Consider the following 22435-nt stretch of genomic DNA (forward strand, 5'->3'; position numbering starts at 1 on the left):
GAGGTCGGCAGGGTGACCGCCTGCCGTTCCGCTCGGCCACCCCCACGTCCCCGCACACCCAGCGAGGTTCCATGAACGCGTCCCACCCGTCCCAGCGGCGCAGCCTCGACGCCGTGACCCGTGGTCGTGTCCTGTTCGGCGGGGACTACAACCCCGAGCAGTGGCCCGAGGAGACCTGGCGCGAGGACGTCCGGCTGATGCGGCGGGCCCGGGTCACCTCCGTCACCCTCGGTGTCTTCTCCTGGTCGACGATCGAACCCGAGCCGGGCGCACGGGAGTTCCGCTGGCTCGACACGCTGATGGACCTGATGCACGACCACGGCATCGACGTCGTCCTCGCCACCCCCACCGCCTCGCCCCCGCCGTGGATGGGCCGACTGCACCCCGACACCCTGCCCCGGGACGCCGACGGCCGCACCGAGTGGTGGGGCGGCCGCCAGCACTTCTCCCACTCCAGCGCCACCTACCGCCGCTACGCCGCCGCGATCACCGAGGACCTGGCCGCCCGCTACGCCGGCCACCCGGCCCTCACCCTGTGGCACATCAACAACGAGTACTGCACCTACGACCACGGCGACGAGGCCGCGGCCGCCTTCCGCCGCTGGCTGCGCGAGCGGTACGGCACCCTCGACGCCCTCAACACCGCCTGGGGCACGGCCTTCTGGAGCCAGGGCTACGACACCTGGGACGGCGTCCTGCCCCCGCGCCGCGCCCACTACCTCACCAACCCCGCCCAGCTGCTGGACTTCCGCCGCTTCACCTCCGACATGCTCCTGGAGTGCTTCCGCGCCGAGCGGGACATCGTGCGCCGGCACACCCCGCACCTCCCGGTCACCACCAACTTCATGCCGTTGTGGAGCGGGCAGGACGCCTGGCGCTGGGCGGGCGAGGAGGACGTCGTCTCCGTCGACCTCTACCCCGACCCGCGCGACCCGCTCGGCGCCCAGCACGGCGCGCTGGTCCAGGACATGACCCGCTCCCAGGCCGGGGGCGGCCCCTGGATGCTCATGGAGCAGGCGGCCGGCCCGGTGAACTGGCGCGGCGTCAACCACCCCAAGCCCCGGGGCCTGAACCGCCTGTGGTCCCTGCAGGCCGTGGCCCGCGGCGCCGACGCGATCCACTACTTCCAGTGGCGCCAGTCCCGCCAGGGCGCCGAGAAGTTCCACTCCGGCATGGTCAGCCACGCGGGGGAGCACGGCCGCACCTTCCAGGAGGTGGTGGAGCTCGGCGCCGACCTCGCCCGCATCGGACCCGAGGTGGCCGGCCGCCGGGTCGGCGCCGACATCGCCGTCCTGCACGACTGGGACGCCTGGTGGGCGAGCGCCCAGGACGGCCGCCCCTCCGCCCGCGTCGACCTGCCGGACGTCCTGCACGCCTGGCACCGCGCCCTGTGGGAGGCCCACCTCACCACCGACTTCGCCCACCCCGAGCACGACCTCGGCGGCTACCGGCTCGTCGTCGTCCCCCAGCTCTACGCCCTGACCGACGCGGCGACCGACCACCTCCTCGCCTACGTCCGCGCCGGCGGCACCCTGGTCAGCGGGTTCCTCACGGGCGTCGCCGACCAGGACGACCGCGTCCGCGAGGGCGGCATGGACGCCCGGCTGCGCGCCCTGTTCGGCATCCGCACGCTGCACGAGTGGTGGCCGCTGGAGGCGGGGGAGACGGCCCCCTGCGACGGCTTCGACGGCACCCTGTGGTCGGAGGAGATCGAGTCCGACGACACGGCCGACGAGACGATCCCCTACGTCGGCGGGGAACTCGACGGGCTGCCCGCCGTCCTGCGCCGGGGCCGCGCCTGGTACCTCTCCACCCTCCCGGAGCCGGACGCCCTGCGCGCCCTGCTGACCCGCATCGCCACGGACGCCGGGGTCCGGCCCGTCCTGGCCGGACTCCCGGCGGACGTCGAGGCCGTGCGCCGGGGCGACCTGCTGTTCCTGCTCCACCACGGGCGCGAGCCGGTCGTCGTCGACGTCCCCGGCACCCACCACGACCTGCTCACCGGGACCGCGCACACGGACCGGGTGCCCCTCGGCCGCTACGGAGCGGTGGTGCTGCGGTCATGAGCGCCGGCCCCGTCCACGGCACCTGGGAGCCCGAGCCCGCCGCCCGCTGGGAGGACGCCTTCCTCACCGGCAACGGCCACCACGGCGCCCTGGTGTCGGGCGACCCGGAGGCCGACCGGGTGATCGTCACCCAGCACACCCTGGTCCGCCCCAACGGCTCGGAACACGCCGGGCCGCCGGAGCTCGCCGACCGGCTCACCGCGCTGCAGGACCGCCTGCTGGCCGGCGACCCGCGGGCCGCCGAGGACTTCACCGACGGACGGCCGCTGCAGTGGGTGCAGCCCTTCCACCCGGCCTTCCGCGTCCACCTGGACCGGACCGTGCCGGAGCCCCGCCCCGCCTACCGGCGCCGCGTCGACTTCACCACCGGGGTGGTCGAGGCGACCTGCGGCGACTGGCGCAGCCGGGTCTTCGTCTCCCGCGCCGACGACGTGGTCGTCCAGTACGTCACCGCGCCCGGCCCGTCCCTCACCCTCTCCCTGGACCACCGCCTGCCCGGCGCCCCGGCCCGCCTGGGCGTCGGCCAGGGGGCCGTCCTCACCCCCGAGGGCGCCGTGCTGAGCCTGCGGGCCCGCTACCCGGGCGGCGACCGCGCCTACACCGGCGTCACGGTCGCCGCCGTCACGGGCGGCACGACCGCCCTCGGCCCGCGCGGCCTGCGCGTCGAGCACGCCGACGCCCTCCTGCTGCTCACCCGCGTCCACCGGCACACCGGCGACCTCGACGTCGTCCCCGCGTCCCGCGCCCTGCGCGACCTGGCGCGGGAGCCGTACGACGACCTGCTGGAGCGGCACCTCGCCCGGCACCGCGGCGCCTACCGCCGCGTCACCCTCGACCTGCGCGCCGACCCCGCCGAACGCGAGCTGCCCGGCAGCGAGCTGCTGAAGCGTCCGGGCAGCCCGGCCCTGCTGGAGCGGCTCTTCGCGGCCGGCCGCTACCACCTGCTGTCCTCCTCCGGGGTCCTGCCGCCCCGGCTGACCGGCCTGTGGACCGGCGAGTGGTCCACCGCCTGGTCGGGCGCGTTCACCCTGGACGCCAACCTGGGCCTGCAGACCGCCGGCGCCGCGGCCGCCGACCTGCCCGAGGTCACCGAGGCCCTGGCCGCTCTGGTCCGGCGCCAGCTGCCCGACTGGCGGGACAACGCCCGCGCGGTCTTCGGCACCCGCGGCGCCGTCGCCCCCGCCCACACCGACGGCGAGTCGGGCCACTGCGTCCACTTCAGCCGTGAGTACCCGCTGCACCTGTGGACCGCGGGCGCCGACTGGCTGCTCAAGCCGCTCGTCGACCACGACGACACCCGGGGCGCACGCGACCCCCGCACGGCCGCCGCCCTCGCCGAAGTCGCCACCTTCTACGAGGATTTCCTCACCCGCACGGACGCCGACGGACGCCTCGTCGTGGTGCCCTCCTACTCCCCGGAGAACCGGCCCGCGAACGCGGGCTGGGGCACGCTCGACGCGGCCATGGACCTCTCGGCGGCCCGCCACGCCCTGCGCACGGCCGCCGCCTACCACCTCGGCACCCCGGACGCCGACCGCTGGCGCGCCCTCGCCGACCGGCTCCCGCCCCACCGGGTCAACGCCGACGGCGCCCTCGCCGAATGGGCCCGCCCGGAGCTGGCGGACTCCTACGACCACCGGCACCTCAGCCACCTCTACGGCGTCTGGCCGCTCGACGAGATCACCCCGTACGACACCCCCGCCCTGGCCGCCGCCGCGCACCGGGCGCTGGAGCTGCGCGGCACGGAGAACGACTCCGCGCACGGCCACCTCCACCACGCCCTGGTCGCGGCCCGCCTCCGGGACGGCCGGCGGGTCGCGCAGGCGCTCACCGCCGTGCTGGAGGGCGACTGCTTCCACCCCTCCCTGATGAGCGCCCACTACCCGAACCGCGACGTCTACAACGCCGACGCCGCCCACACCCTGCCCACGGTGCTCGTCGAGGCGCTGGTCCAGTCGACCCCCGACCGGCTGGTCCTGCTCCCCGCGCCGCCCCCGTCCCTCCGCGAGGGCGAACTGCGGGGCGTGCGCACCCGGTTCGGGGCCCGGGTCGACCTCACCTGGACGTCCGACGGCGCAACGGCCGTCGTCCGCCCGACGCGCACCGCGCGCGTCGACCTCAGGACCCCCTCCGGTGCCCGGCCGCTCGACCTGGTCGCCGGAGAGGACCGCGTCGTCCGTCTGGAGGCGCGGTGAACCCCCTCCCCCCACCCATGGAAGGGACACCATGGCAGCACGCACACCGAGCCGTCTCACCCGGTTGGCGCTGGCGGCCGCCCTCGCGATCGGTGCCACGGTCGGCCTCGCCTCCGCCCCCGCCTCGGCCGCCGTCTGGAGCTCCTGCGACCAGTGGGGCACCACCACGCTGAACGGCTACACGCTCTACAACAACATCTGGGGCTCCGGCGCCGGCAGCCAGTGCGTCTGGGCCAACTCCGGCACCAACTGGGGCGTGTGGGCCGACCACCCCAACACCGGCGGCATCAAGTCGTACCCCGACGCCAAGAAGGTGATCAACAAGTCGATCACCTCGCTCTCCTCGCTCACCAGCAGCTACAACGTCACGGTCCCGTCGTCCGGCGCCTACAACACGTCCTACGACATCTGGGACACCGACTACGACTACGAGATCATGCTCTGGGTCAACAAGACCGGGGCCGTCGGACCCCTCGGCACCTCGCAGGGCACCGTGACGCTGGGCGGGCACACCTGGACCGTGTACAAGGGCAGCAACGGCGCCAACGAGGTCTTCTCGTTCGTCCGCACCTCGAACTCGACCTCCGGGACCGTCAATGTCCTGCCCATCCTGAAGTGGATCAAGGACACCAAGGGCTGGTTCGGCAACGAGACCATCGGCGACGTCCAGTTCGGCTACGAGATCACCTCGTCGTCCGGCGGCCTGAACTTCCAGACCAACAACCTGACTGTCAGCAGCAGTTGACCCACCGATCGGAGCGGAAGGGCCGGCTTCCCCCGCGGGGAGCCGGCCCTTCCCGCGCGCCTACTCCGCGACCGGCAGCCGCGCGCCGTCCCGCAGGAACAGCGGGATGCGCTCCAGCGGCGCGTCCACGGTGACGGGCCCGCCGCCCGCGTACGCCGCGCCGGTCCACGCGTCGGTCCAGCCCGCGCCGGCCGGCAGGTGCACCGTGCGGGTGGTGGCCCCCGCCTCCAGGACCGGGGCGACCAGCAGGTCCCGCCCCAGCAGGTAGGCGTCCGCCACGTCCCAGGCCGCCGGGTCGTCCGGGAACTCCAGGAACAGCGGGCGCATCACGGGCAGCCCCTCCTCGTGGGCCTCGCGCATCACCTGCAGGACGTACGGCCGCAGCCGTTCCCGCAGCCGGAGGTAGCGCTCCATGACCGCGCCGGCCTCCTCCCCGTACGACCACACTTCGTTGGGGCCGCCGGTCATGTCCGGGCCCAGCGGCATGGCCGGGTCGCGGAAGCCGTGCAGGCGCATCAGCGGGGACAGCGCGCCGAACTGGAACCAGCGCACCATCACCTCGCGGTACGCCGGGTCGTCCGGGTCGCCGCCGTGGAAGCCGCCGATGTCGGTGTTCCACCACGGGATGCCGGACAGCGCCGTGTTCAGGCCGGCCGCAACCTGGCGGCGCAGGGTCGCGAAGTCGGTGCCGATGTCGCCCGACCACAGCGCGGCGCCGTAGCGCTGACTGCCCGCCCAGGCCGAGCGGTTGAGGGTGATCACCTCGTCGTCGCCGGCACCGGACGCGCGCAGGCCCTCGTGGAACGTGCGGGAGTTCTCGGCCGGGTAGAGGTTGCCGACCTCCAGGCCGGGGCCCGCCCAGTAGCGCAGGTTCTCCGGAAAGCCCGGCTTCAGCTCCGGCTCGCAGGCGTCCAGCCAGAACGCCGTGATGCCGTACGGCTCCAGGTAGTTCTCCCGGATCCGCGACCACACGAAGTCCCGGGCCTCGGGGTTGGTCGCGTCGTAGAACGCCACCTGGACGGTCGAGGCGACCTGCTTGTCCGGCCAGTCGGCGTGCGCCATCGGGCCGTACTGGGTGCCGATGAGGTAACCGCGCTGCTCCATCACCGGGTGGTTCTCCGACAGCGGGGACACGGACGGCCACACCGAGACGACCAGCTTGACGCCCAGCTCGTCCAGTTCGCGCACCATGGCCGCGGGGTCGGGCCATTCCGCCGGGTCGAACCTCCACTCGCCGAGGTGCGTCCAGTGGAAGAAGTCGCAGACGATCGCGCTGAGCGGCAGGCCCCGCCGCTTGTACTCCCGGGCCACCGACAGCAGTTCGTCCTGCGTGCGGTAGCGCAGCTTGCACTGCCAGAACCCGGCCGCCCACTCCGGCAGCATCGGTGTGCGGCCGGTCACCGCGCTGTAGCGGCGCTGCCCGTCGGCCGGCGTGCCCGCGGCGATCCAGTAGTCGATCTGCCGGGCCGAGTCGGCCACCCAGCGGGTGCCGTTGTGCGCCAGCTCCACCCGCCCGATGGCCGGGTTGTTCCACAACAGGGTGTAGCCGCGGCTGGAGGTCAGCACCGGCACGCTCACCTCGGCGTTGCGCTGCACCAGGTCGAGGACCAGGCCCTTCTGGTCGAACCGGCCGTGCTGGTGCTGCCCCAGGCCGTACAGCCGCTCCCCGTCGTAGGCGGCGAACCGCTGCTCCAGCCGGTGGTGGCCGCCCCCGACCGCCGTGTACAGCCGCGGTCCCGGCCACCAGAAGTGGGCGCGCTCCTCGGCGAGCAGTTCGGACCCGTCCTCCGTGCGCAGGAAGCGGACCAGGCCCTCGGCGTCCACCTCGACGGTCAGCGCGCCGACCGTCACCCGGCCCCGGCCGTCCTCGACCTTCACGGTGGCGGGGGCGGGCGGCGCCCCGTCGAGCAGGGCGCCCGGCAGGTCCTCCAGGACCGGCCCGCCGAGCCGCGCCCGGACCCGGACCGCGTCCGGACCCCACGGTTCGACGCGGACCGTCTCCTGGCGGCCGCTCCACTCCAGCGCCCCGCCCCGCTCGCGGAACGTGCCGACGGTCGGGGACGACTGCGCGAGGCTGACCTCGGGTGCGTGTGCGGCAGGCTGATTCACGTGGCGTGCTCCTGGAGGAGGGCAGACAGGGCGGTGCCCCGGGGCGGACCCGGTGCGCGAGTGACCTGGACGGGAGAAAAACCTCTGGACGGAGAGACGGAGAGACGGAGAGACGGAGAGACGGGGAGACGGGGAGATGGGGAGGCGGAGGAGACGGCGGGGACGGCGGGGGCGGTGGGGGAGTCAGCCGGCCGAGGGAGCGGGGCCGGAGCTCGCGCGGACGGTCAGCTCGGGCGCGAGCAGCACCACGTCGTCCTCGCGCCGCCCGTCGAGCTTGGCGACCAGGCGCTCCACGGCGTACCGGCCCATGTCCTGCGCGGGGATGGCGACCGAGGTCAGCCGCACGGACGCCTGGGTGGCGACCTGGTCGGGACAGATACCGACCACGGAGACGTCCTCGGGCACCGCCCGGCCCTGCTGGCGCAGCAGCGCGAGCAGCGGCTCCACCGCCGACTCGTTCTGCACGACGAAGCCCGTGGTCCCGGGGCGCTCGTCGAGGATCCGGGCGAGCGTCACGGCCATCGCGTCGTACCCGCCCTCGCACGGCCGGTGCAGCACCCGCAGCCCCGCCTCGCGCGCCCGGGACCGCAGTCCGTCCAGGGTGCGCTCGGCGAAGCCGGTGTGCCGCTCGTAGACCGCGGGGGCCTCGCCGATCACCGCGACGTCCCGGTGGCCCAGCGTGGCCAGGTGCTCCACGCACAGCGCGCCGGTCGCGGCCCAGTCCAGGTCGACGCAGGTCAGCCCGGAGGTGTCGGAGGGCAGCCCGATCAGGACCGACGGCCGGCCGGTCCGCCGCAGCAACGGCAGCCGCTCGTCGTCGAGTTCGACGTCCATCACGATCATCGCGTCGGCCAGCCCGCTCCCGGTGACGCGGCGGACCGCGTCGGGCCCCTCCTCGCCGGTGAGCAGCAGGACGTCGTAGCCGTGGAGGCGGGCGGTGGTGGCCACCGCGATGGCGATCTCCATCATCACCGGCACGTACATGTCCGTGCGCAGCGGGATCATCAGCGCGATGATGTTGGACCTGCTGCTGGCCAGGGCGCGGGCGCCCGCGTTGGGGTGGTAGCCCAGCACCCGGATGCTCTGCTCGACCCGCTCCCGGGTGGTGGCGGAGATGGACCGCTTGCCGCTGAGGACGTAGCTCACCGTGCTCGCCGAGACTCCGGCGTGCTGGGCGACCTCGGCGAGAGTGACCATCCAGCTCTCCAGGCGGTGTGAAGCGCTTCGACAGTGCGCGGGGCGAACAGGGGCGGTTTGAGGGTGGTTCGACAGTAGCTTCGGCGCGAGTCGGTGTCCATAGGTTGTCGAAGCGCTTCGACAGCTTTCTACTGTGCGCCGTACGACGCCGTGGCCGCCCCCGGCCCCGGTCCCGGCCCCATCCTTCCGCGCCCGTCGCCGGTGCGTCGCCCGACCGGCCCAAACCGCCGTACGTCACCTGGCGTGCCCGGCGACCGGGCCGCGGCCAGCGCGGCCAAGGGTCCGGGGCGTGCCGGCGCGCCCGTCCGGCGCGTCCCCGGCGTGCCAAGGCGTGCGCGCAGGGTGGTGACCTTGTCCGGGATCGGGTACCAACGATCGGGTAGCACCCGTCGGTAACCGAACGTCCCCCCCCATCCCGATTCGCGGCGAGGTGAGCCTCCATGTCCGCCAGCCCCATCGAGTCCGCTGGACGACCCACCGTCTCCGAACGCGAGGCACGCCAGGTGGCGGAGGCCGCCCGTGAGCAGGAGTGGCGCAAGCCCAGCTTCGCCAAGGAACTGTTCCTCGGCCGCTTCCGCCTCGACCTGATCCACCCCCACCCCACCCCGCCCGCCGAGGACGTCCAGCGCGGCGAGGAGTTCCTCGCCAAGCTCCGCGACTTCCTCGAGACGAAGGTCGACGGGGCGCTGATCGAACGCGAGGCCCGCATCCCCGACGAGGTGGTCGACGGGCTCAAGGAGCTCGGCGCCCTCGGCATGAAGATCGACCCCAAGTACGGCGGGCTCGGCCTCACCCAGGTGTACTACAACAAGGCGCTCGCCCTCGCGGGCTCCGCCTCCCCGGCGATCGGCGTGCTGCTGTCGGCGCACCAGTCGATCGGCGTCCCCCAGCCGCTGAAGCTGTTCGGCACCCGGGAGCAGAAGGAGACCTTCCTGCCCCGCTGCGCCCGCACCGACATCAGCGCCTTCCTGCTCACCGAGCCCGACGTCGGCTCCGACCCGGCGCGGCTCGCCACCACCGCGGTGCCCGACGGCGACGACTACGTCCTCGACGGGGTCAAGCTGTGGACCACCAACGGCGTCGTCGCCGACCTGCTGGTCGTCATGGCCCGGGTGCCCAGGAGCGAGGGACACCGGGGCGGCATCACCGCCTTCGTGGTGGAGAGCAACTCGCCCGGCATCACCGTGGAGAACCGCAACGCCTTCATGGGCCTGCGCGGCATCGAGAACGGCGTCACCCGCTTCCACCGGGTCCGCGTCCCCGCCGCGCACCGCATCGGCGAGGAGGGCCAGGGCCTGAAGATCGCCCTGACCACGCTGAACACCGGGCGGCTGTCCCTGCCCGCCTCGTGCGTCGCGGCCGGCAAGTGGTCGCTGAAGATCGCCCGCGAGTGGTCGGCGGCCCGCGAGCAGTGGGGCAAGCCCGTCGCCCACCACGAGGCCGTCGGGTCCAAGATCTCCTTCATCGCGGCCACCACCTTCGCCCTGGAGGCGGTGCTCGACCTCTCCTCGCAGATGGCCGACGAGAACCGCAACGACATCCGCATCGAGGGCGCGCTCGCCAAGCTGTACGCCTCCGAGATGGCCTGGCTGATGGCCGACGAGCTCGTCCAGATCCGCGGCGGCCGCGGCTTCGAGACGGCCGACTCGCTGCGGGCCCGCGGCGAGAAGGCGGTGCCCGCCGAGCAGTTGCTGCGCGACCTGCGGATCAACCGCATCTTCGAGGGCTCCACCGAGATCATGCACCTGCTGATCGCGCGCGAGGCCGTCGACGCCCACCTCTCGGTCGCCGGCGACCTCATCGACCCCGACAAGTCCCTGTCCGACAAGGCACGGGCGGGCGCGGGCGCCGGCGTCTTCTACGCCAAGTGGCTGCCCCGCCTCGTCGCCGGACCCGGACAACTGCCCAACGCCTACGCCGAGTTCAAGCACGGCGTGGACCTCTCCCCGCACCTGCGCTATGTCGAGCGGCACGCCCGCAAGCTCGCCCGCTCCACGTTCTACGCCATGTCGCGCTGGCAGGGCCGGATGGAGACCAAGCAGGGCTTCCTCGGCCGGGTCGTCGACATCGGCGCGGAGCTGTTCGCGATGAGCGCCGCGTGCGTGCGCGCGGAGATGCTGCGCCGCCAGGACGACCACGGCCGCGAGGCCTACCAGCTCGCCCACGCCTTCTGCGAGCAGGCCCGGCTGCGCGTCGACGCGCTGTTCACCCGGCTGTGGGCCAACACCGACGACCTGGACCACAAGGTCGTCAAGGGCGTCCTGTCGGGCACCTACGCGTGGCTGGAGGAGGGCATCGTCGACCCCTCGGGCGACGGACCGTGGATCGCCGACACGACCCCCGGCCCGTCCCTGAAGGAGAACGTCCACCGCCCGATCCGCTGACCGGCCCGCACGGCCCGTCCCGTTCCGTGTCCCCCGGGGTGTCCCCGCCCGGGGGACACCCTGTCCCCTCCACGGCCTGGCTCCGGCCACAATGGAGGCATGAGCGACAGTCCAGCCCCCGCAGGGCGCGGGCCGCAAGCCCCGTCTGCCCCACGACGCCCTGCACGCACTCTCGACGCACCGGGCGCCGACCCGAGTACATCCAGTACGCGGGACGGCGCCCGGCACGCCGAGAGCACGCACATGACGCCGCAGGGCCCGCCCTCCGGGCGGACGACGGAGCTCGCGGCCCGCGCCCTCGCCGACCCCCACCTCGTCTACGACCCCGTCGTGGGCGACGGCCCCAAGGACGTGGTGGTCCTCGGGTCCACGGGCTCGATCGGCACCCAGGCCATCGACCTCGTGCTGCGCAACCCCGACCGCTTCCGGGTCACCGGCCTGTCCGCCAACGGCGGCCGGGTCGCGCTGCTCGCCGAGCAGGCCCACCGGCTGCGGGTGCGGACCGTCGCGGTCGCCCGCGAGGACGTCGTACCGGCCCTGCGCGAGGCCCTCGCCGGTGCCTACGGCAGCGGTGAGGCGCTCCCCGAGATCCTCGCCGGACCGGACGCGGCCACCCAGCTGGCCGCCTCCGCCTGCCACACCGTGCTCAACGGCATCACCGGCTCCATCGGCCTGGCGCCCACCCTCGCCGCCCTGGAGGCGGGCCGCACCCTCGCGCTCGCCAACAAGGAGTCGCTCATCGTCGGCGGCCCGCTGGTGAAGGCCCTCGCCAAGCCCGGCCAGATCATCCCCGTCGACTCCGAGCACGCCGCCCTCTTCCAGGCCCTCGCGGCCGGCACCCGGGCCGACGTCCGCAAGCTCGTCGTCACCGCCTCCGGCGGCCCCTTCCGCGGCCGGACCAAGCAGGAGCTGGCGCACGTCACCGTCGAGGACGCCCTCGCCCACCCCACCTGGGCCATGGGCCCGGTGATCACGATCAACTCCGCGACCCTCGTCAACAAGGGTCTGGAGGTCATCGAGGCGCACCTCCTCTACGACATTCCCTTCGACCGCATTGAGGTGGTCGTGCACCCGCAGTCGTATGTCCACTCGATGGTGGAGTTCACGGACGGATCGACGCTGGCGCAGGCGACGCCCCCCGACATGCGGGGGCCGATCGCCATCGGTCTCGGCTGGCCCGAGCGGATCCCGGACGCGGCCCCCGCGTTCGACTGGAGCACGGCCTCGACGTGGGAGTTCTTCCCGCTGGACGACGAGGCCTTCCCCTCGGTCGACCTGGCGCGCCACGTCGGGCAGCTCGCGGGCACCGCCCCGGCGGTGTTCAATGCGGCCAACGAGGAGAGTGTGGAGGCGTTCCGCCGGGGCGCCCTGCCCTTCAACGGGATCATGGAGACGGTGACCCGCGTGGTGGAGGAACACGGCACGCCGGCCACGGGAACTCCGCTCACCGTGTCGGACGTCCTCGAAGCGGAGACCTGGGCCCGCACGCGCGCCCGGGAACTGGCGGCACAGACGGCGGAGGCCCGTGCATGACGACCTTGATGTTCATCCTCGGCATAGTGGTCTTCGCGTTCGGCCTGCTGGTCTCGATCGCGTGGCACGAGCTGGGGCACCTGTCCACGGCCAAGCTCTTCGGCATCCGGGTCCCGCAGTACATGGTGGGCTTCGGGCCGACCATCTGGTCGCGCCGCAAGGGTGACACCGAGTACGGCATCAAGGCGATCCCGCTCGGCGGCTACATCCGCATGATCGGCATGTTCCCGCCCGGCGACGACGGCCGCATCGTGGCCCGCTCCACCTCGCCCTGGCGCGGCATGATCGAGGACGCCCGTTCGGCCGCCTTCGAGGAGCTGCGGCCCGGCGACGAGACCCGCCTGTTCTACACGCGCAAGCCGTGGAAGCGGGTCATCGTCATGTTCGCCGGCCCGTTCATGAACCTGATCCTCGCGGTCGGCCTGTTCCTGACCGTGCTGATGGGCTTCGGCATCCAGCAGCAGACCACCACCGTCAGCTCCATCTCGCCCTGCGTCATCGCGCAGAGCGAGAACCGCGACGCGTGCAAGGCGTCCGACCCCGCCTCCCCGGCGGCCGCCGCCGGCATGAAGGCCGGCGACCGCATCGTCTCCTTCGACGGCCGCGGCACGAACGACTGGAACACGCTGTCCGACCTCATCCGCGACAGCGCCGGCAAGACCGTGCCGCTCGTCGTCGAGCGGGACGGCAAGCAGCTCACCCTGCACGCCACCATCGCCACCAACCTGGTCGCCAAGAAGGACGCCGCCGGGACCTACGTCCAGGGCCAGTACGTCAAGGCCGGCTTCCTCGGCTTCAGCGCGGCCACCGGCGTGGTCAAGCAGGACTTCGGCGAGTCCGTGAGCTGGATGACCGACCGCGTCGGCGACGCCGTCGACTCGCTCGTCGCCCTGCCCGCCAAGATCCCCGCCCTGTGGGACGCCGCCTTCGGTGACGGACCGCGCGAGCAGGACTCCCCGATGGGCATCGTCGGCGCGGCCCGGGTCACCGGCGAGATCGCCACCCTGGACATCCCCGCCTCGCAGCAGTTGGCGATGTTCGTGTTCGTGCTGGCCGGCTTCAACCTCTCCCTGTTCCTGTTCAACATGCTCCCGCTGCTCCCGCTCGACGGCGGGCACATCGCGGGCGCCCTGTGGGAGTCGCTGCGCCGCAACCTGGCCCGGGTGCTGCGCCGGCCCGACCCCGGCCCCTTCGACGTGGCCAAGCTGATGCCGGTGGCCTACGTGGTGGCCGGGATCTTCGTCTGCTTCACCGTCCTGGTGCTGATCGCCGACGTGGTCAACCCGGTGAAAATCTCGTAGCCACGCGGTATTCACGACGGCCGGGCACCCTGGGGCCCGGCCGTTCGTTCCTTCAGTTGGTTTCGGCGCAGCGATGTGCTGCGGGCCGGGCCGGTGCCGTAATCTCGAAGCCCGGGAGCCCGCCGCTCACGGGACCGGGACCTTGATCCACGACTTGGGGTTGCACAGCAGATGACTGCGATTTCACTCGGCATGCCGTCCGTTCCGACCAAGCTGGCCGAGCGCCGCAAGAGCCGGCAGATCCAGGTCGGCTCGGTCGCGGTGGGCGGTGACGCCCCGGTCTCCGTGCAGTCGATGACCACGACCCGCACCTCCGACATCGGCGCCACGCTCCAGCAGATCGCCGAGCTGACCGCCTCCGGCTGCCAGATCGTGCGGGTGGCCTGCCCCACCCAGGACGACGCCGACGCCCTCGCGACCATCGCCCGCAAGTCGCAGATCCCGGTCATCGCCGACATCCACTTCCAGCCCAAGTACGTCTTCGCCGCGATCGAGGCCGGCTGCGCCGCGGTCCGCGTCAACCCGGGCAACATCAAGCAGTTCGACGACAAGGTCAAGGAGATCGCCCAGGCGGCGAAGGACCACGGCACCCCCATCCGCATCGGGGTCAACGCCGGCTCCCTGGACCGGCGGCTGCTGCAGAAGTACGGCAAGGCGACCCCCGAGGCCCTCGTCGAGTCGGCCCTGTGGGAGGCGTCCCTCTTCGAGGAGCACGGCTTCCGCGACATCAAGATCTCCGTCAAGCACAACGACCCGGTCGTCATGATCGAGGCGTACCGCCAGCTCGCCGCCCAGAGCGACTACCCCCTCCACCTCGGCGTCACCGAGGCCGGCCCCGCCTTCCAGGGCACCATCAAGTCGGCGGTGGCCTTCGGCGCCCTGCTCAGCCAGGGCATCGGCGACACCATCCGTGTCTCCCTGTCCGCGCCGCCGGTCGAGGAGGTCAAGGTCGGCCTGCAGATCCTGCAGTCGCTGGGCCTGCGCCAGCGCGGCCTGGAGATCGTCTCCTGCCCGTCCTGCGGCCGCGCCCAGGTCGACGTCTACAAGCTGGCCGAGGAGGTCACGGCGGGCCTGACCGGCATGGAGGTCCCGCTGCGCGTCGCGGTCATGGGCTGCGTCGTCAACGGCCCCGGCGAGGCCCGCGAGGCCGACCTCGGCGTCGCCTCCGGCAACGGCAAGGGGCAGATCTTCGTCAAGGGCGAGGTCATCAAGACCGTCCCCGAGTCCAAGATCGTGGAGACCCTCATCGAGGAGGCCATGAAGCTGGCCGAGCAGATGGAGGCCGACGGGACCGCCTCGGGCGAGCCGTCGGTCTCGGTCACCGGCGCCTGACCCCCCGACGGGGCCGCGCGGCCGGGCGCCGCGCGGGCCCCCTGGGCGGGCCTAGAGGGGCAGGACAGCGCGGCGACAGCGCTCAGGCGCGCCGGGTACAGTGCGGAGATCAGGCATACCCCACCGTGAGGCCCCGCCCGTGTTGACCCAGACCACCTCCCGGGTCCTCGAACCGAGCGACCTGGACGCCGCCCTCGCCGTGCTCGACCGCGACCCCGTCACGAACGCCTTCGTGACCGCCCGCGTGCAGGTCGCCGGACTCGACCCCTGGCGTCTGGGCGGCGAGATGTGGGGCTGGTACGAGGACGGCATGCTCACGTCCCTGTGCTACGCGGGCGCCAACCTCGTGCCCATCGGCGCCACCCCGCGCGCCGTGCGCGCCTTCGCCGACCGCGCCCGCCGGGCCGGCCGGCGCTGCTCCTCCATCGTCGGCCCCGCCGAGTCCACCGCCCAGCTGTGGCGGCTGCTCGAACCGCACTGGGGCCCCGCCCGCGAGGTCCGCGCCCACCAGCCGCTCATGGTCACCGACCGGATGTCCGCCGACGTCGCCCCCGACCCGCTCGTGCGCCGGGTCCGCAAGGACGAGATGGACACGATCATGCCGGCGTGCGTGGCGATGTTCACCGAGGAGGTCGGCGTCTCCCCGATGGCGGGCGACGGCGGCCTGCTCTACCAGGCCCGGGTCGCCGAACTCGTCGGCTCCGGCCGCTCCTTCGCCCGCCTCGACGACGACGGCAAGGTCGTCTTCAAGGCCGAGATCGGCGCCGCCACCGCCCAGGCCTGCCAGATCCAGGGCGTGTGGGTGGCCCCCGAGTACCGCGGCCGCGGCCTCGCCGCCCCCGGCATGGCCGCCGTCCTGCGCTACGCCCTCAGCGACGTGGCCCCGGTGGTCAGCCTCTACGTCAACGACTTCAACACCGCGGCCCGGCGCACGTACCGCAGGGTGGGCTTCCGGGAGACCGGCGCCTTCATGAGTGTGCTCTTCTGACCTGGGCCGCGGCCCCCCTGTAGGCTCCCGCCCATGGACCTCGTCATCGGCCCCCTGGACCTCTCCGCCCACGTGGACGAGGCACTGGCCGTGCAGGCCGTCGCGTTCGGCCTCGGCCCCGACGAGGTGGCCGTCCGCCGCCAGATCGTCCTGCGGCACATGACGTACCCGGGAGCCCGGGCGCTCGGCGCGACCACCGCCGAGGGCCGCCTGGTCGGCTTCGTCTACGGCCTGCCCAACGACCGCGCCCACTGGTGGTCCACCGTCGTCGAGCCCTACCTGCGCGCCCGGGACAACGACCACTGGCTCGACGACTCCTTCGTCATCACCGAGCTGCACGTCCACCCGGCGTACCAGAACCGCGGTGCGGGCCGCGCCCTGATCACCACGATCACCGACAGCGCCACCGAGCCCCGCTCGATCCTCTCCGCGATCGACACCGAGAGCCCCGCCCGCGCCCTGTACCGCTCCCTCGGCTACCAGGACCTCGCCCGCCAGGTCCTGTTCCCCAGCGCACCCCGCCCGTACGCGGTGATGGGCGCCCCGCTGCCCCTGCTGCGGCCCTGACCTCCCCGGCGGATTTCCGGCGGCGGGCGGGCCGCGGCTAACCTCCATGCCATCACTGTTTCCTGGCAGGAGTACGAGAACCATGGCCAACGCACCGGTCCAGCGCATGTCGAACTTGATGGCGAAGACGCTGCGTGACGACCCGGCCGACGCCGAGGTCCTCAGCCACAAGCTCCTCGTCCGGGCCGGCTACGTCCGCCGCACCGCGGCCGGCATCTGGAGCTGGCTGCCCCTCGGCAAGAAGGTGCTCGCCAACGTCGAGCGCATCGTCCGCGAGGAGATGGACGCCATCGGCGCCCAGGAGGTGCTGCTCCCGGCCCTGCTGCCGCGCGAGCCGTACGACGCGACCGGCCGCTGGGACGAGTACGGCCAGGAGCTGTTCCGCCTGAAGGACCGCAAGGGCGGCGACTACCTCCTCGGCCCGACCCACGAGGAGATCTTCACCCTGCTGGTGAAGGACCAGGCGTCCTCCTACAAGGACCTGCCGGTCATCCTCTACCAGATCCAGCACAAGTACCGGGACGAGGCCCGCCCCCGGGCCGGCATCCTGCGCGGCCGCGAGTTCCTGATGAAGGACTCCTACTCGTTCGACCTGGACGACGAGGGCCTGGCCCGGTCGTACGCCCTGCACCGCGAGGCCTACCAGCGCGTCTTCGAGCGCCTCGGCCTGGACTACCGCATCTGCGCGGCCACCGCCGGCGCCATGGGCGGCTCCCGCTCCGAGGAGTTCCTCGCCCCGGCCGGCGCCGGCGAGGACACCTTCGCGGACTGCCCGAACTGCGACTTCGCCGCGAACACCGAGGCGATCAGCTACGAGCTGCGGCCGGTGGACGGCTCCGCGGTGCCCGCCGCCGAGGACATCCCCACCCCGGACACCCCGACCATCGAGACGCTCGCCGCCTCCCTCGGCGTCCCGGCCTCCGCGACGCTGAAGAACCTGCTGGTCAAGGTCGACGGCGAGATCGTCGGCGTCGGCGTCCCCGGCGACCGCGAGGTGGACCTCGACAAGGTGGAGGCGCACTTCGCCCCGGCCGTCGTCGAGATGGTCACCGAGGCCGACTTCGCGGCCCGCCCCGACCTGGTGCGCGGCTACGTCGGCCCGCAGGGCCAGGAGAAGCTCCGCTACGTCGCCGACCCGCGCGTGGCCCCCGGCACGGCCTGGATCACCGGCGCCAACAAGCCCGACACCCACGCCAGGAACGTCGTCGCGGGCCGGGACTTCGAGGTCGACGCCTACGTCGACGTCGTGGTCGTCCAGGAGGGCGACCCCTGCCCGCGCTGCGGCACCGGCCTCACCCTGGACCGCGCCATCGAGATCGGCCACATCTTCCAGCTGGGCCGCAAGTACGCCGACGCCCTCAAGCTCGACGTCCTCGGCCAGCAGGGCAAGCCGGTCCGCGTCACCATGGGCTCCTACGGCATCGGTGTCTCCCGCGCGGTCGCGGCCCTCGCCGAGCAGACCGCCGACGACAAGGGCCTGGTGTGGCCGAAGGAGGTCGCGCCGGCCGACGTGCACGTCGTCGCCGCGGGCAAGGCCCTGCAGACCGAACTGGCCCTGGACGTCTCCGAGAAGCTGCGCGCCGCGGGCCTGCGCGTCCTGGTCGACGACCGGGCCGGCGTCTCCCCGGGCGTGAAGTTCACCGACGCCGAACTGATCGGCGTCCCGCACATCCTGGTCGCCGGCCGCCGCTCCGCCGAGGGCGTGCTGGAGCTCAAGGACCGCAGGACCGGGGAGCGCGAGGAGCTCACGGTCGACGAGGCGATCGCCCGCCTCGCCGCGTAAGCGGGCCACGTCCGAGAACACGTCGGGGGGGCACCCCACGGTGCCCCCTCCGCCCGTTCACCCGCCCGGCTACAGCCACCCGGCGAACTCCAGCAGCAGTTCCGCGTCCTTCGGACGGCCCACGCGCAGGGCCCGCGCGCCCGACTCGACCGCGCGGAACAGCGTCCAGCCCCGCAGCCGCTCCCGGTCGACCTCCAGGGACTCGGCGAGCTTCTTCACCCGCCGCCGCGTGATGGACGCCCCCGAGGACGAGGCGATCAGGTCCTCCACCCGGTCCCGCACCAGCCGCGCCAGGTCGAAGGCGCACTCGCCGACCACCGGGTCCGGGCCCACGGCCAGCCACGGGAACCGCTCCCCGGCGAGCACCTTGCTCTGCCGGAAGGTGCCGTGCAGCAGCAGGTCCTCCGGCGGCGCGGCCAGCAGTTCCTCCCGCGCGGCGAGCGCCGTACCCACCAGCGGGGCCAGCTCCGGCTCCCGGTCCGCGACCGCGCGCATCCCCTCCGCCTGCCGCCCGGTCCGCCCGGCCACCGTCTCGAAGGAGTGGCCCGCCGGCGGCTCCACCCACAGCCGCCGCAGCGTCCCCGCCGCCTCCAGCAGCGCCTTGGCCTCGGGCAGCGACCGCACCGACACGTCGGGGTGCAGCCGCTCCAGCACCAGCGCCCCGTCCCCGGCGGGCCCGTCGAGCAGCTCCACGGCGCCCAGCCCGCCCCAGTGGGCCAGCGCGGCCCGCTCCGCCTCCGGCCGGAACCGGGCCGGGGCCAGCTTCAGCACGGCCGGGGTGCCGTCCGCGCGGCGCACCAGCGCCACCAGGCTGGAGCGGCCGCCCGGCACCTGCACGCGCTCGACGGTCAACTCGCGTAGAGCCGCGGCCTCGCGGACCGCCTCCGGCAGCTCCTCCAACCACGCGTCACCGTCCGGTGCGGTCTCCCCGAGTGCCCGCACCAGACGCTGCGGCGGTTCGAAAGCCATGCGCGAGTCGTTCCCTTCCTGCTCCTCGTCACACCGTCGGACGCGCCGTACCGGACACCGGCGGCGACACCGACGGCCCGGCGTCCCCCGTGTCCGTGCCCGCCCGTTCGGCGAGCCCAGGGAAGGCTACGCTGCCGCCGCGCCAGCGCACGGCCCGCACCGCGGCCTCCCGGAGCGCCCCGGCGGCCTCCCGGCGCCGCGCGCCCGTCGTGGCCCGCACCAGGTCGGAGTAGACCCCGGCCACGCGGTCCTCCAGCTCCGCCGCGAGCCGTACGGCCGTGGGGGCGTCCGGCACCGCGAACGGCAGCGCGTAGGCGGCGCCGGCCGCCACCGGCTCGGTCCCCAGGCCGCGCACCTCCCGGGCCAGCGCGTCCCGGCGCGCCCGGTGCGCGTCGTACGCGGCCCGGGCCTCGGTGCGGCGCCCCTCGGCGATCCGGCCGCCGACGACGCCGTAGCCGTACACGGCCGCGTGCTCGGCGGCCAGCGCCGCCTGGAGCGCCCGGAGGGCCTGCTCGTCCCGCTTCACTTCGCCCCCTCGGTCAGCAGGTACACGTGCGCGGCGCCGGCCGCCGCCACCGACGCCAGCAGCCGTGCCTGCTCGCCCGGCACGCCGAGCAGCTGCGTGGTCCGGGCGTCCGCCAGCGTCCGCTCGGCGGCGGCCAGCCCGGCGAGCGCGGCCCGGGGATCGGCCGGCACGGCGGCGGCCGACGGCTGCCCGGCGGCCGGTCCCGAGGCGGTCGCCGACGCCGACGGCGAGGCCCCGGCCGACGACGGTGCCGTGGGGGAGGCCCCCGCCGACGACGGTGCCGAGGGGGAGGCGGCCGCCCGGGCGCCCCCGAACGCCTCCACGTGCCGCAGCACCTCCGCCCGCAGCGGCGCCAGCCGCACCGCGAGCGCCGGGTGCACGGCGAGGACGGCGTCGTAACGGTCCAGCAGGGCCGCGCTGTCCCGCGCCGCACGCGCGCGTGAGCGCTCGGCCGCCGACGAGGTGCCGCCGTCGCGCTCCGCGCGCGAGGTGTCGTCGGCGTCCGACGAGCAGCCCGTCAGCAGGGCGGCCCCGGCGGCCGAGGCGAGCAGGGATCTTCTGCGCGGTCCCGGGGACCTGCGCGGCGGTGGGGGGTACGGCACGGCGGACGTCCTCGGGAGCTCGTACGAACACACGGGCGGGAGGTCACCCCGCCGTGATCACGGTACCCGCGCACCCCCGCGCGGTACGGCACCGGCTCGGCACCTCCCTCCGACCGGCCCACGGGCCCGCCGGGCACGGGCGCCGGACCGCCGGAGGCAGGACGCATCACTCCCCGCGACCGGATACCCTTTGACCAGACACGCGCCCCATCCCACAACAGCACACGCGGCCGAGGAGTCACCCGGATGAGCACCACCCAGAGCGAGAGGCTGCGAGAGCTGCTGGAGCCCCTCGTCACCTCCCAGGGGCTGGACCTCGAAGAGGTCGCCGTGGACTCCGTCGGACGCAAGCGGGTGCTGCGGGTGGTCGTCGACTCGGACGCCGGGCCCGACATGGACCGGATCGCCGATGTGAGCCGCGCGCTCTCGGCGAAGCTGGACGAGACGGACGCGATGGGCGACGGCGAGTACGACCTGGAGGTCGGCACCCCGGGCGCGGAGCGCCTCCTCACCGAGCACCGGCACTACGTGCGCGCCACGGGCCGGCTCGTGAAGTTCCAGCTGGCCGAGGGCGGCGACCTGGTCGCCAGGATCCTGACGGTCGACGACGAGGGACTGGACGTCGAGGTCCCCGGTGTGAAGGGCCGCCGGGCCACCGGCCGCCGGCTCGCCTTCCCGGAGATCGCCAGGGCGCGCGTGCAGGTCGAGTTCAACCGCAAGGACAAGAAGGAAGAGGAGGCGTAGCCGTGGACATCGACATGAGCGCCCTGCGGGGCCTGGTGCGGGAGAAGGAGATCTCCTTCGACCTGCTGGTCGAGGCGATCGAGTCGGCCCTCCTCATCGCCTACCACCGGACCGACGGGAGCCGCCGGCACGCGCGGGTGCAGCTCGACCGGGAGACCGGCCACGTGACCGTGTGGGCGAAGGAGGACCCCGACGACCTCGAGGAGGGCCAGGAGCCCCGCGAGTTCGACGACACCCCGTCCGGCTTCGGCCGGATCGCCGCGACCACCGCCAAGCAGGTCATCCTGCAGCGGCTGCGCGACGCCGAGGACGACGCGACGCTCGGTGAGTACGCCGGCCGCGAGGGCGACATCGTCACCGGTGTGGTCCAGCAGGGCCGCGACCCGAAGAACGTGCTCGTGGACATCGGCCGGCTGGAGGCCATCCTGCCGGTGCAGGAGCAGGTCCCGGGCGAGACGTACCCGCACGGCCTGCGGCTGCGGTCGTACGTCGTCCGGGTGGCGAAGGGCGTGCGCGGCCCGTCGGTCACCCTGTCGCGCACCCACCCCAACCTGGTGAAGAAGCTGTTCGCCCTGGAGGTGCCGGAGATCGCCGACGGCTCCGTGGAGATCGCCGCGATCGCCCGCGAGGCCGGCCACCGCACCAAGATCGCCGTCCGGTCCACCCGTTCGGGCCTGAACGCCAAGGGCGCCTGCATCGGCCCCATGGGCGGCCGGGTGCGCAACGTGATGGGCGAGCTGAACGGCGAGAAGATCGACATCGTGGACTGGTCGGACGACCCGGCCGAGATGGTGGCGAACGCCCTGTCGCCCGCCCGGGTGTCCAAGGTCGAGGTCGTCGACCTGGCCTCCCGCTCCGCCCGGGTCACCGTGCCGGACTACCAGCTGTCGCTGGCGATCGGCAAGGAGGGGCAGAACGCCCGCCTCGCCGCCCGTCTCACCGGCTGGCGCATCGACATCCGGCCCGACACCGAGCAGGCCGGCGGCGCGGGCGAGGAATAGATCCAAGCCGCGAGCCGCTAGGAATACGACAACAGCCGTTCGATCTTTGCCCCAAAGGGGTGAGGTCGGTACGGGGAGGTAGACTAAACAGTGTCTGGCCGGACGCCCGCCCGAGCATGCCCGGAACGCACCTGTGTGGGGTGCCGGGAGCGAGCGGCCAAAACTGATCTGCTGCGCATCGTGGCGGTCGGGGACGCGTGCGTCCCCGATCCTCGCGGTACGCTGCCCGGCCGGGGTGCCTATGTGCACCCCGCCCTGGTCTGTCTCGACCAGGCGGTACGCCGCCGGGCGTTCCCGCGGGCACTGCGCGTCCCGGGACCGCTCGACACAAAGGCGTTGCGTCAACACGTCGAGCAGACGACCGTTGCCGAGCAGGCAACACCGTAAGGAGTG

The 22435-nt window shown here is 73.5% G+C and carries 18 protein-coding genes; 13 read left to right on the forward strand and 5 right to left on the reverse strand.

Annotated elements, in window-relative coordinates:
* Positions 1-71: 71 nt before the first annotated feature.
* Genes AQJ30_RS27055 through AQJ30_RS27065 form a run of 3 tightly spaced genes read left to right on the forward strand, consistent with a single transcriptional unit; the run spans position 72 to position 5006 of the window.
* Positions 72-2066, forward strand: a complete 1995-nt coding sequence (locus AQJ30_RS27055) for a beta-galactosidase (RefSeq protein ID WP_067239193.1) — start codon at positions 72-74, stop codon at positions 2064-2066.
* On the forward strand, positions 2063-4261 hold the full coding sequence (locus AQJ30_RS27060) for a glycosyl hydrolase family 95 catalytic domain-containing protein (RefSeq protein WP_067239195.1): 2199 nt from the start codon (positions 2063-2065) through the stop codon (positions 4259-4261). Before AQJ30_RS27055 ends, AQJ30_RS27060 begins: the two co-directional genes overlap by 4 nt.
* 31 nt (positions 4262-4292) lie before the next feature.
* Complete coding sequence (locus AQJ30_RS27065) at positions 4293-5006, forward strand: glycoside hydrolase family 12 protein (protein WP_067239196.1); 714 nt, start codon at positions 4293-4295, stop codon at positions 5004-5006.
* Positions 5007-5066: 60 nt separating this feature from the next.
* On the opposite strand, the gene AQJ30_RS27070 is transcribed toward AQJ30_RS27065, so the two are convergent.
* Together AQJ30_RS27070 and AQJ30_RS27075 are read right to left on the reverse strand one after the other, a co-directional pair.
* A complete protein-coding gene (locus AQJ30_RS27070; RefSeq protein WP_067239198.1) occupies positions 5067-7115 on the reverse strand; it encodes a glycoside hydrolase family 31 protein in 2049 nt (682 codons plus the stop codon).
* Between the two features lie 183 nt (positions 7116-7298).
* A complete protein-coding gene (locus AQJ30_RS27075; RefSeq protein ID WP_067239200.1) occupies positions 7299-8312 on the reverse strand; it encodes a LacI family DNA-binding transcriptional regulator in 1014 nt (337 codons plus the stop codon).
* 440 nt (positions 8313-8752) lie between these two features.
* On the opposite strand from AQJ30_RS27075, the gene AQJ30_RS27080 reads away from it, so the two are divergent.
* The 7 genes from AQJ30_RS27080 to AQJ30_RS27110 all read left to right on the forward strand — a co-directional run bounded on the left by AQJ30_RS27080 (position 8753) and on the right by AQJ30_RS27110 (position 18200).
* Positions 8753-10696: an acyl-CoA dehydrogenase family protein gene (locus AQJ30_RS27080; protein ID WP_067239202.1), complete on the forward strand. Its 1944-nt coding sequence runs from the start codon at positions 8753-8755 to the stop codon at positions 10694-10696.
* 243 nt (positions 10697-10939) lie between these two features.
* Complete coding sequence (dxr, locus tag AQJ30_RS27085; RefSeq protein WP_067239203.1) at positions 10940-12229, forward strand: 1-deoxy-D-xylulose-5-phosphate reductoisomerase; 1290 nt, start codon at positions 10940-10942, stop codon at positions 12227-12229.
* Positions 12226-13530, forward strand: a complete 1305-nt coding sequence (locus AQJ30_RS27090; RefSeq protein ID WP_067239205.1) for a M50 family metallopeptidase — start codon at positions 12226-12228, stop codon at positions 13528-13530. The genes dxr and AQJ30_RS27090 overlap by 4 nt, the downstream gene beginning before the upstream one ends.
* 171 nt (positions 13531-13701) lie before the next feature.
* Entirely contained in the window at positions 13702-14862 is a 1161-nt protein-coding gene (gene ispG / locus AQJ30_RS27095) for a flavodoxin-dependent (E)-4-hydroxy-3-methylbut-2-enyl-diphosphate synthase (RefSeq protein ID WP_067239207.1), read from the forward strand.
* A gap of 139 nt (positions 14863-15001) precedes the next feature.
* A complete protein-coding gene (locus tag AQJ30_RS27100) occupies positions 15002-15850 on the forward strand; it encodes a GNAT family N-acetyltransferase (protein ID WP_067239209.1) in 849 nt (282 codons plus the stop codon).
* A 33-nt stretch (positions 15851-15883) separates the two neighbouring features.
* Positions 15884-16417: a GNAT family N-acetyltransferase gene (locus AQJ30_RS27105; protein ID WP_067239210.1), complete on the forward strand. Its 534-nt coding sequence runs from the start codon at positions 15884-15886 to the stop codon at positions 16415-16417.
* 82 nt (positions 16418-16499) lie between these two features.
* Positions 16500-18200: a proline--tRNA ligase gene (locus AQJ30_RS27110; RefSeq protein WP_067239212.1), complete on the forward strand. Its 1701-nt coding sequence runs from the start codon at positions 16500-16502 to the stop codon at positions 18198-18200.
* A gap of 69 nt (positions 18201-18269) precedes the next feature.
* On the opposite strand, the gene AQJ30_RS27115 is transcribed toward AQJ30_RS27110, so the two are convergent.
* Genes AQJ30_RS27115 through AQJ30_RS27125 form a run of 3 tightly spaced genes read right to left on the reverse strand, consistent with a single transcriptional unit; the run spans position 18270 to position 20297 of the window.
* Positions 18270-19169, reverse strand: coding sequence for an aminoglycoside phosphotransferase family protein (locus tag AQJ30_RS27115; protein ID WP_067239214.1), 900 nt, complete (start codon positions 19167-19169; stop codon positions 18270-18272).
* Positions 19170-19197: 28 nt separating this feature from the next.
* The gene (locus AQJ30_RS27120; RefSeq protein WP_067239216.1) at positions 19198-19695 is read right to left on the reverse strand and encodes a ferritin-like domain-containing protein; all 498 of its coding nucleotides are present in this window, start codon (positions 19693-19695) and stop codon (positions 19198-19200) included.
* On the reverse strand, positions 19692-20297 hold the full coding sequence (locus AQJ30_RS27125) for a hypothetical protein (RefSeq protein WP_067239218.1): 606 nt from the start codon (positions 20295-20297) through the stop codon (positions 19692-19694). The genes AQJ30_RS27120 and AQJ30_RS27125 overlap by 4 nt, the downstream gene beginning before the upstream one ends.
* 246 nt (positions 20298-20543) lie before the next feature.
* On the opposite strand from AQJ30_RS27125, the gene rimP reads away from it, so the two are divergent.
* From rimP to AQJ30_RS37345, 3 genes are all read left to right on the forward strand, one after another.
* The gene (rimP, locus tag AQJ30_RS27130; protein WP_067239220.1) at positions 20544-21041 is read left to right on the forward strand and encodes a ribosome maturation factor RimP; all 498 of its coding nucleotides are present in this window, start codon (positions 20544-20546) and stop codon (positions 21039-21041) included.
* A gap of 2 nt (positions 21042-21043) precedes the next feature.
* Positions 21044-22042 (forward strand): transcription termination factor NusA, encoded by a 999-nt coding sequence (nusA, locus tag AQJ30_RS27135; protein WP_067239221.1) that lies wholly within the window; start codon positions 21044-21046, stop codon positions 22040-22042.
* A 90-nt stretch (positions 22043-22132) separates the two neighbouring features.
* Entirely contained in the window at positions 22133-22429 is a 297-nt protein-coding gene (locus tag AQJ30_RS37345; protein WP_079084325.1) for a YlxR family protein, read from the forward strand.
* Positions 22430-22435 lie beyond the last annotated feature (6 nt).

This window comes from Streptomyces longwoodensis (assembly GCF_001514125.1).
Classification (GTDB): Bacteria; Actinomycetota; Actinomycetes; order Streptomycetales; family Streptomycetaceae; genus Streptomyces; species Streptomyces longwoodensis.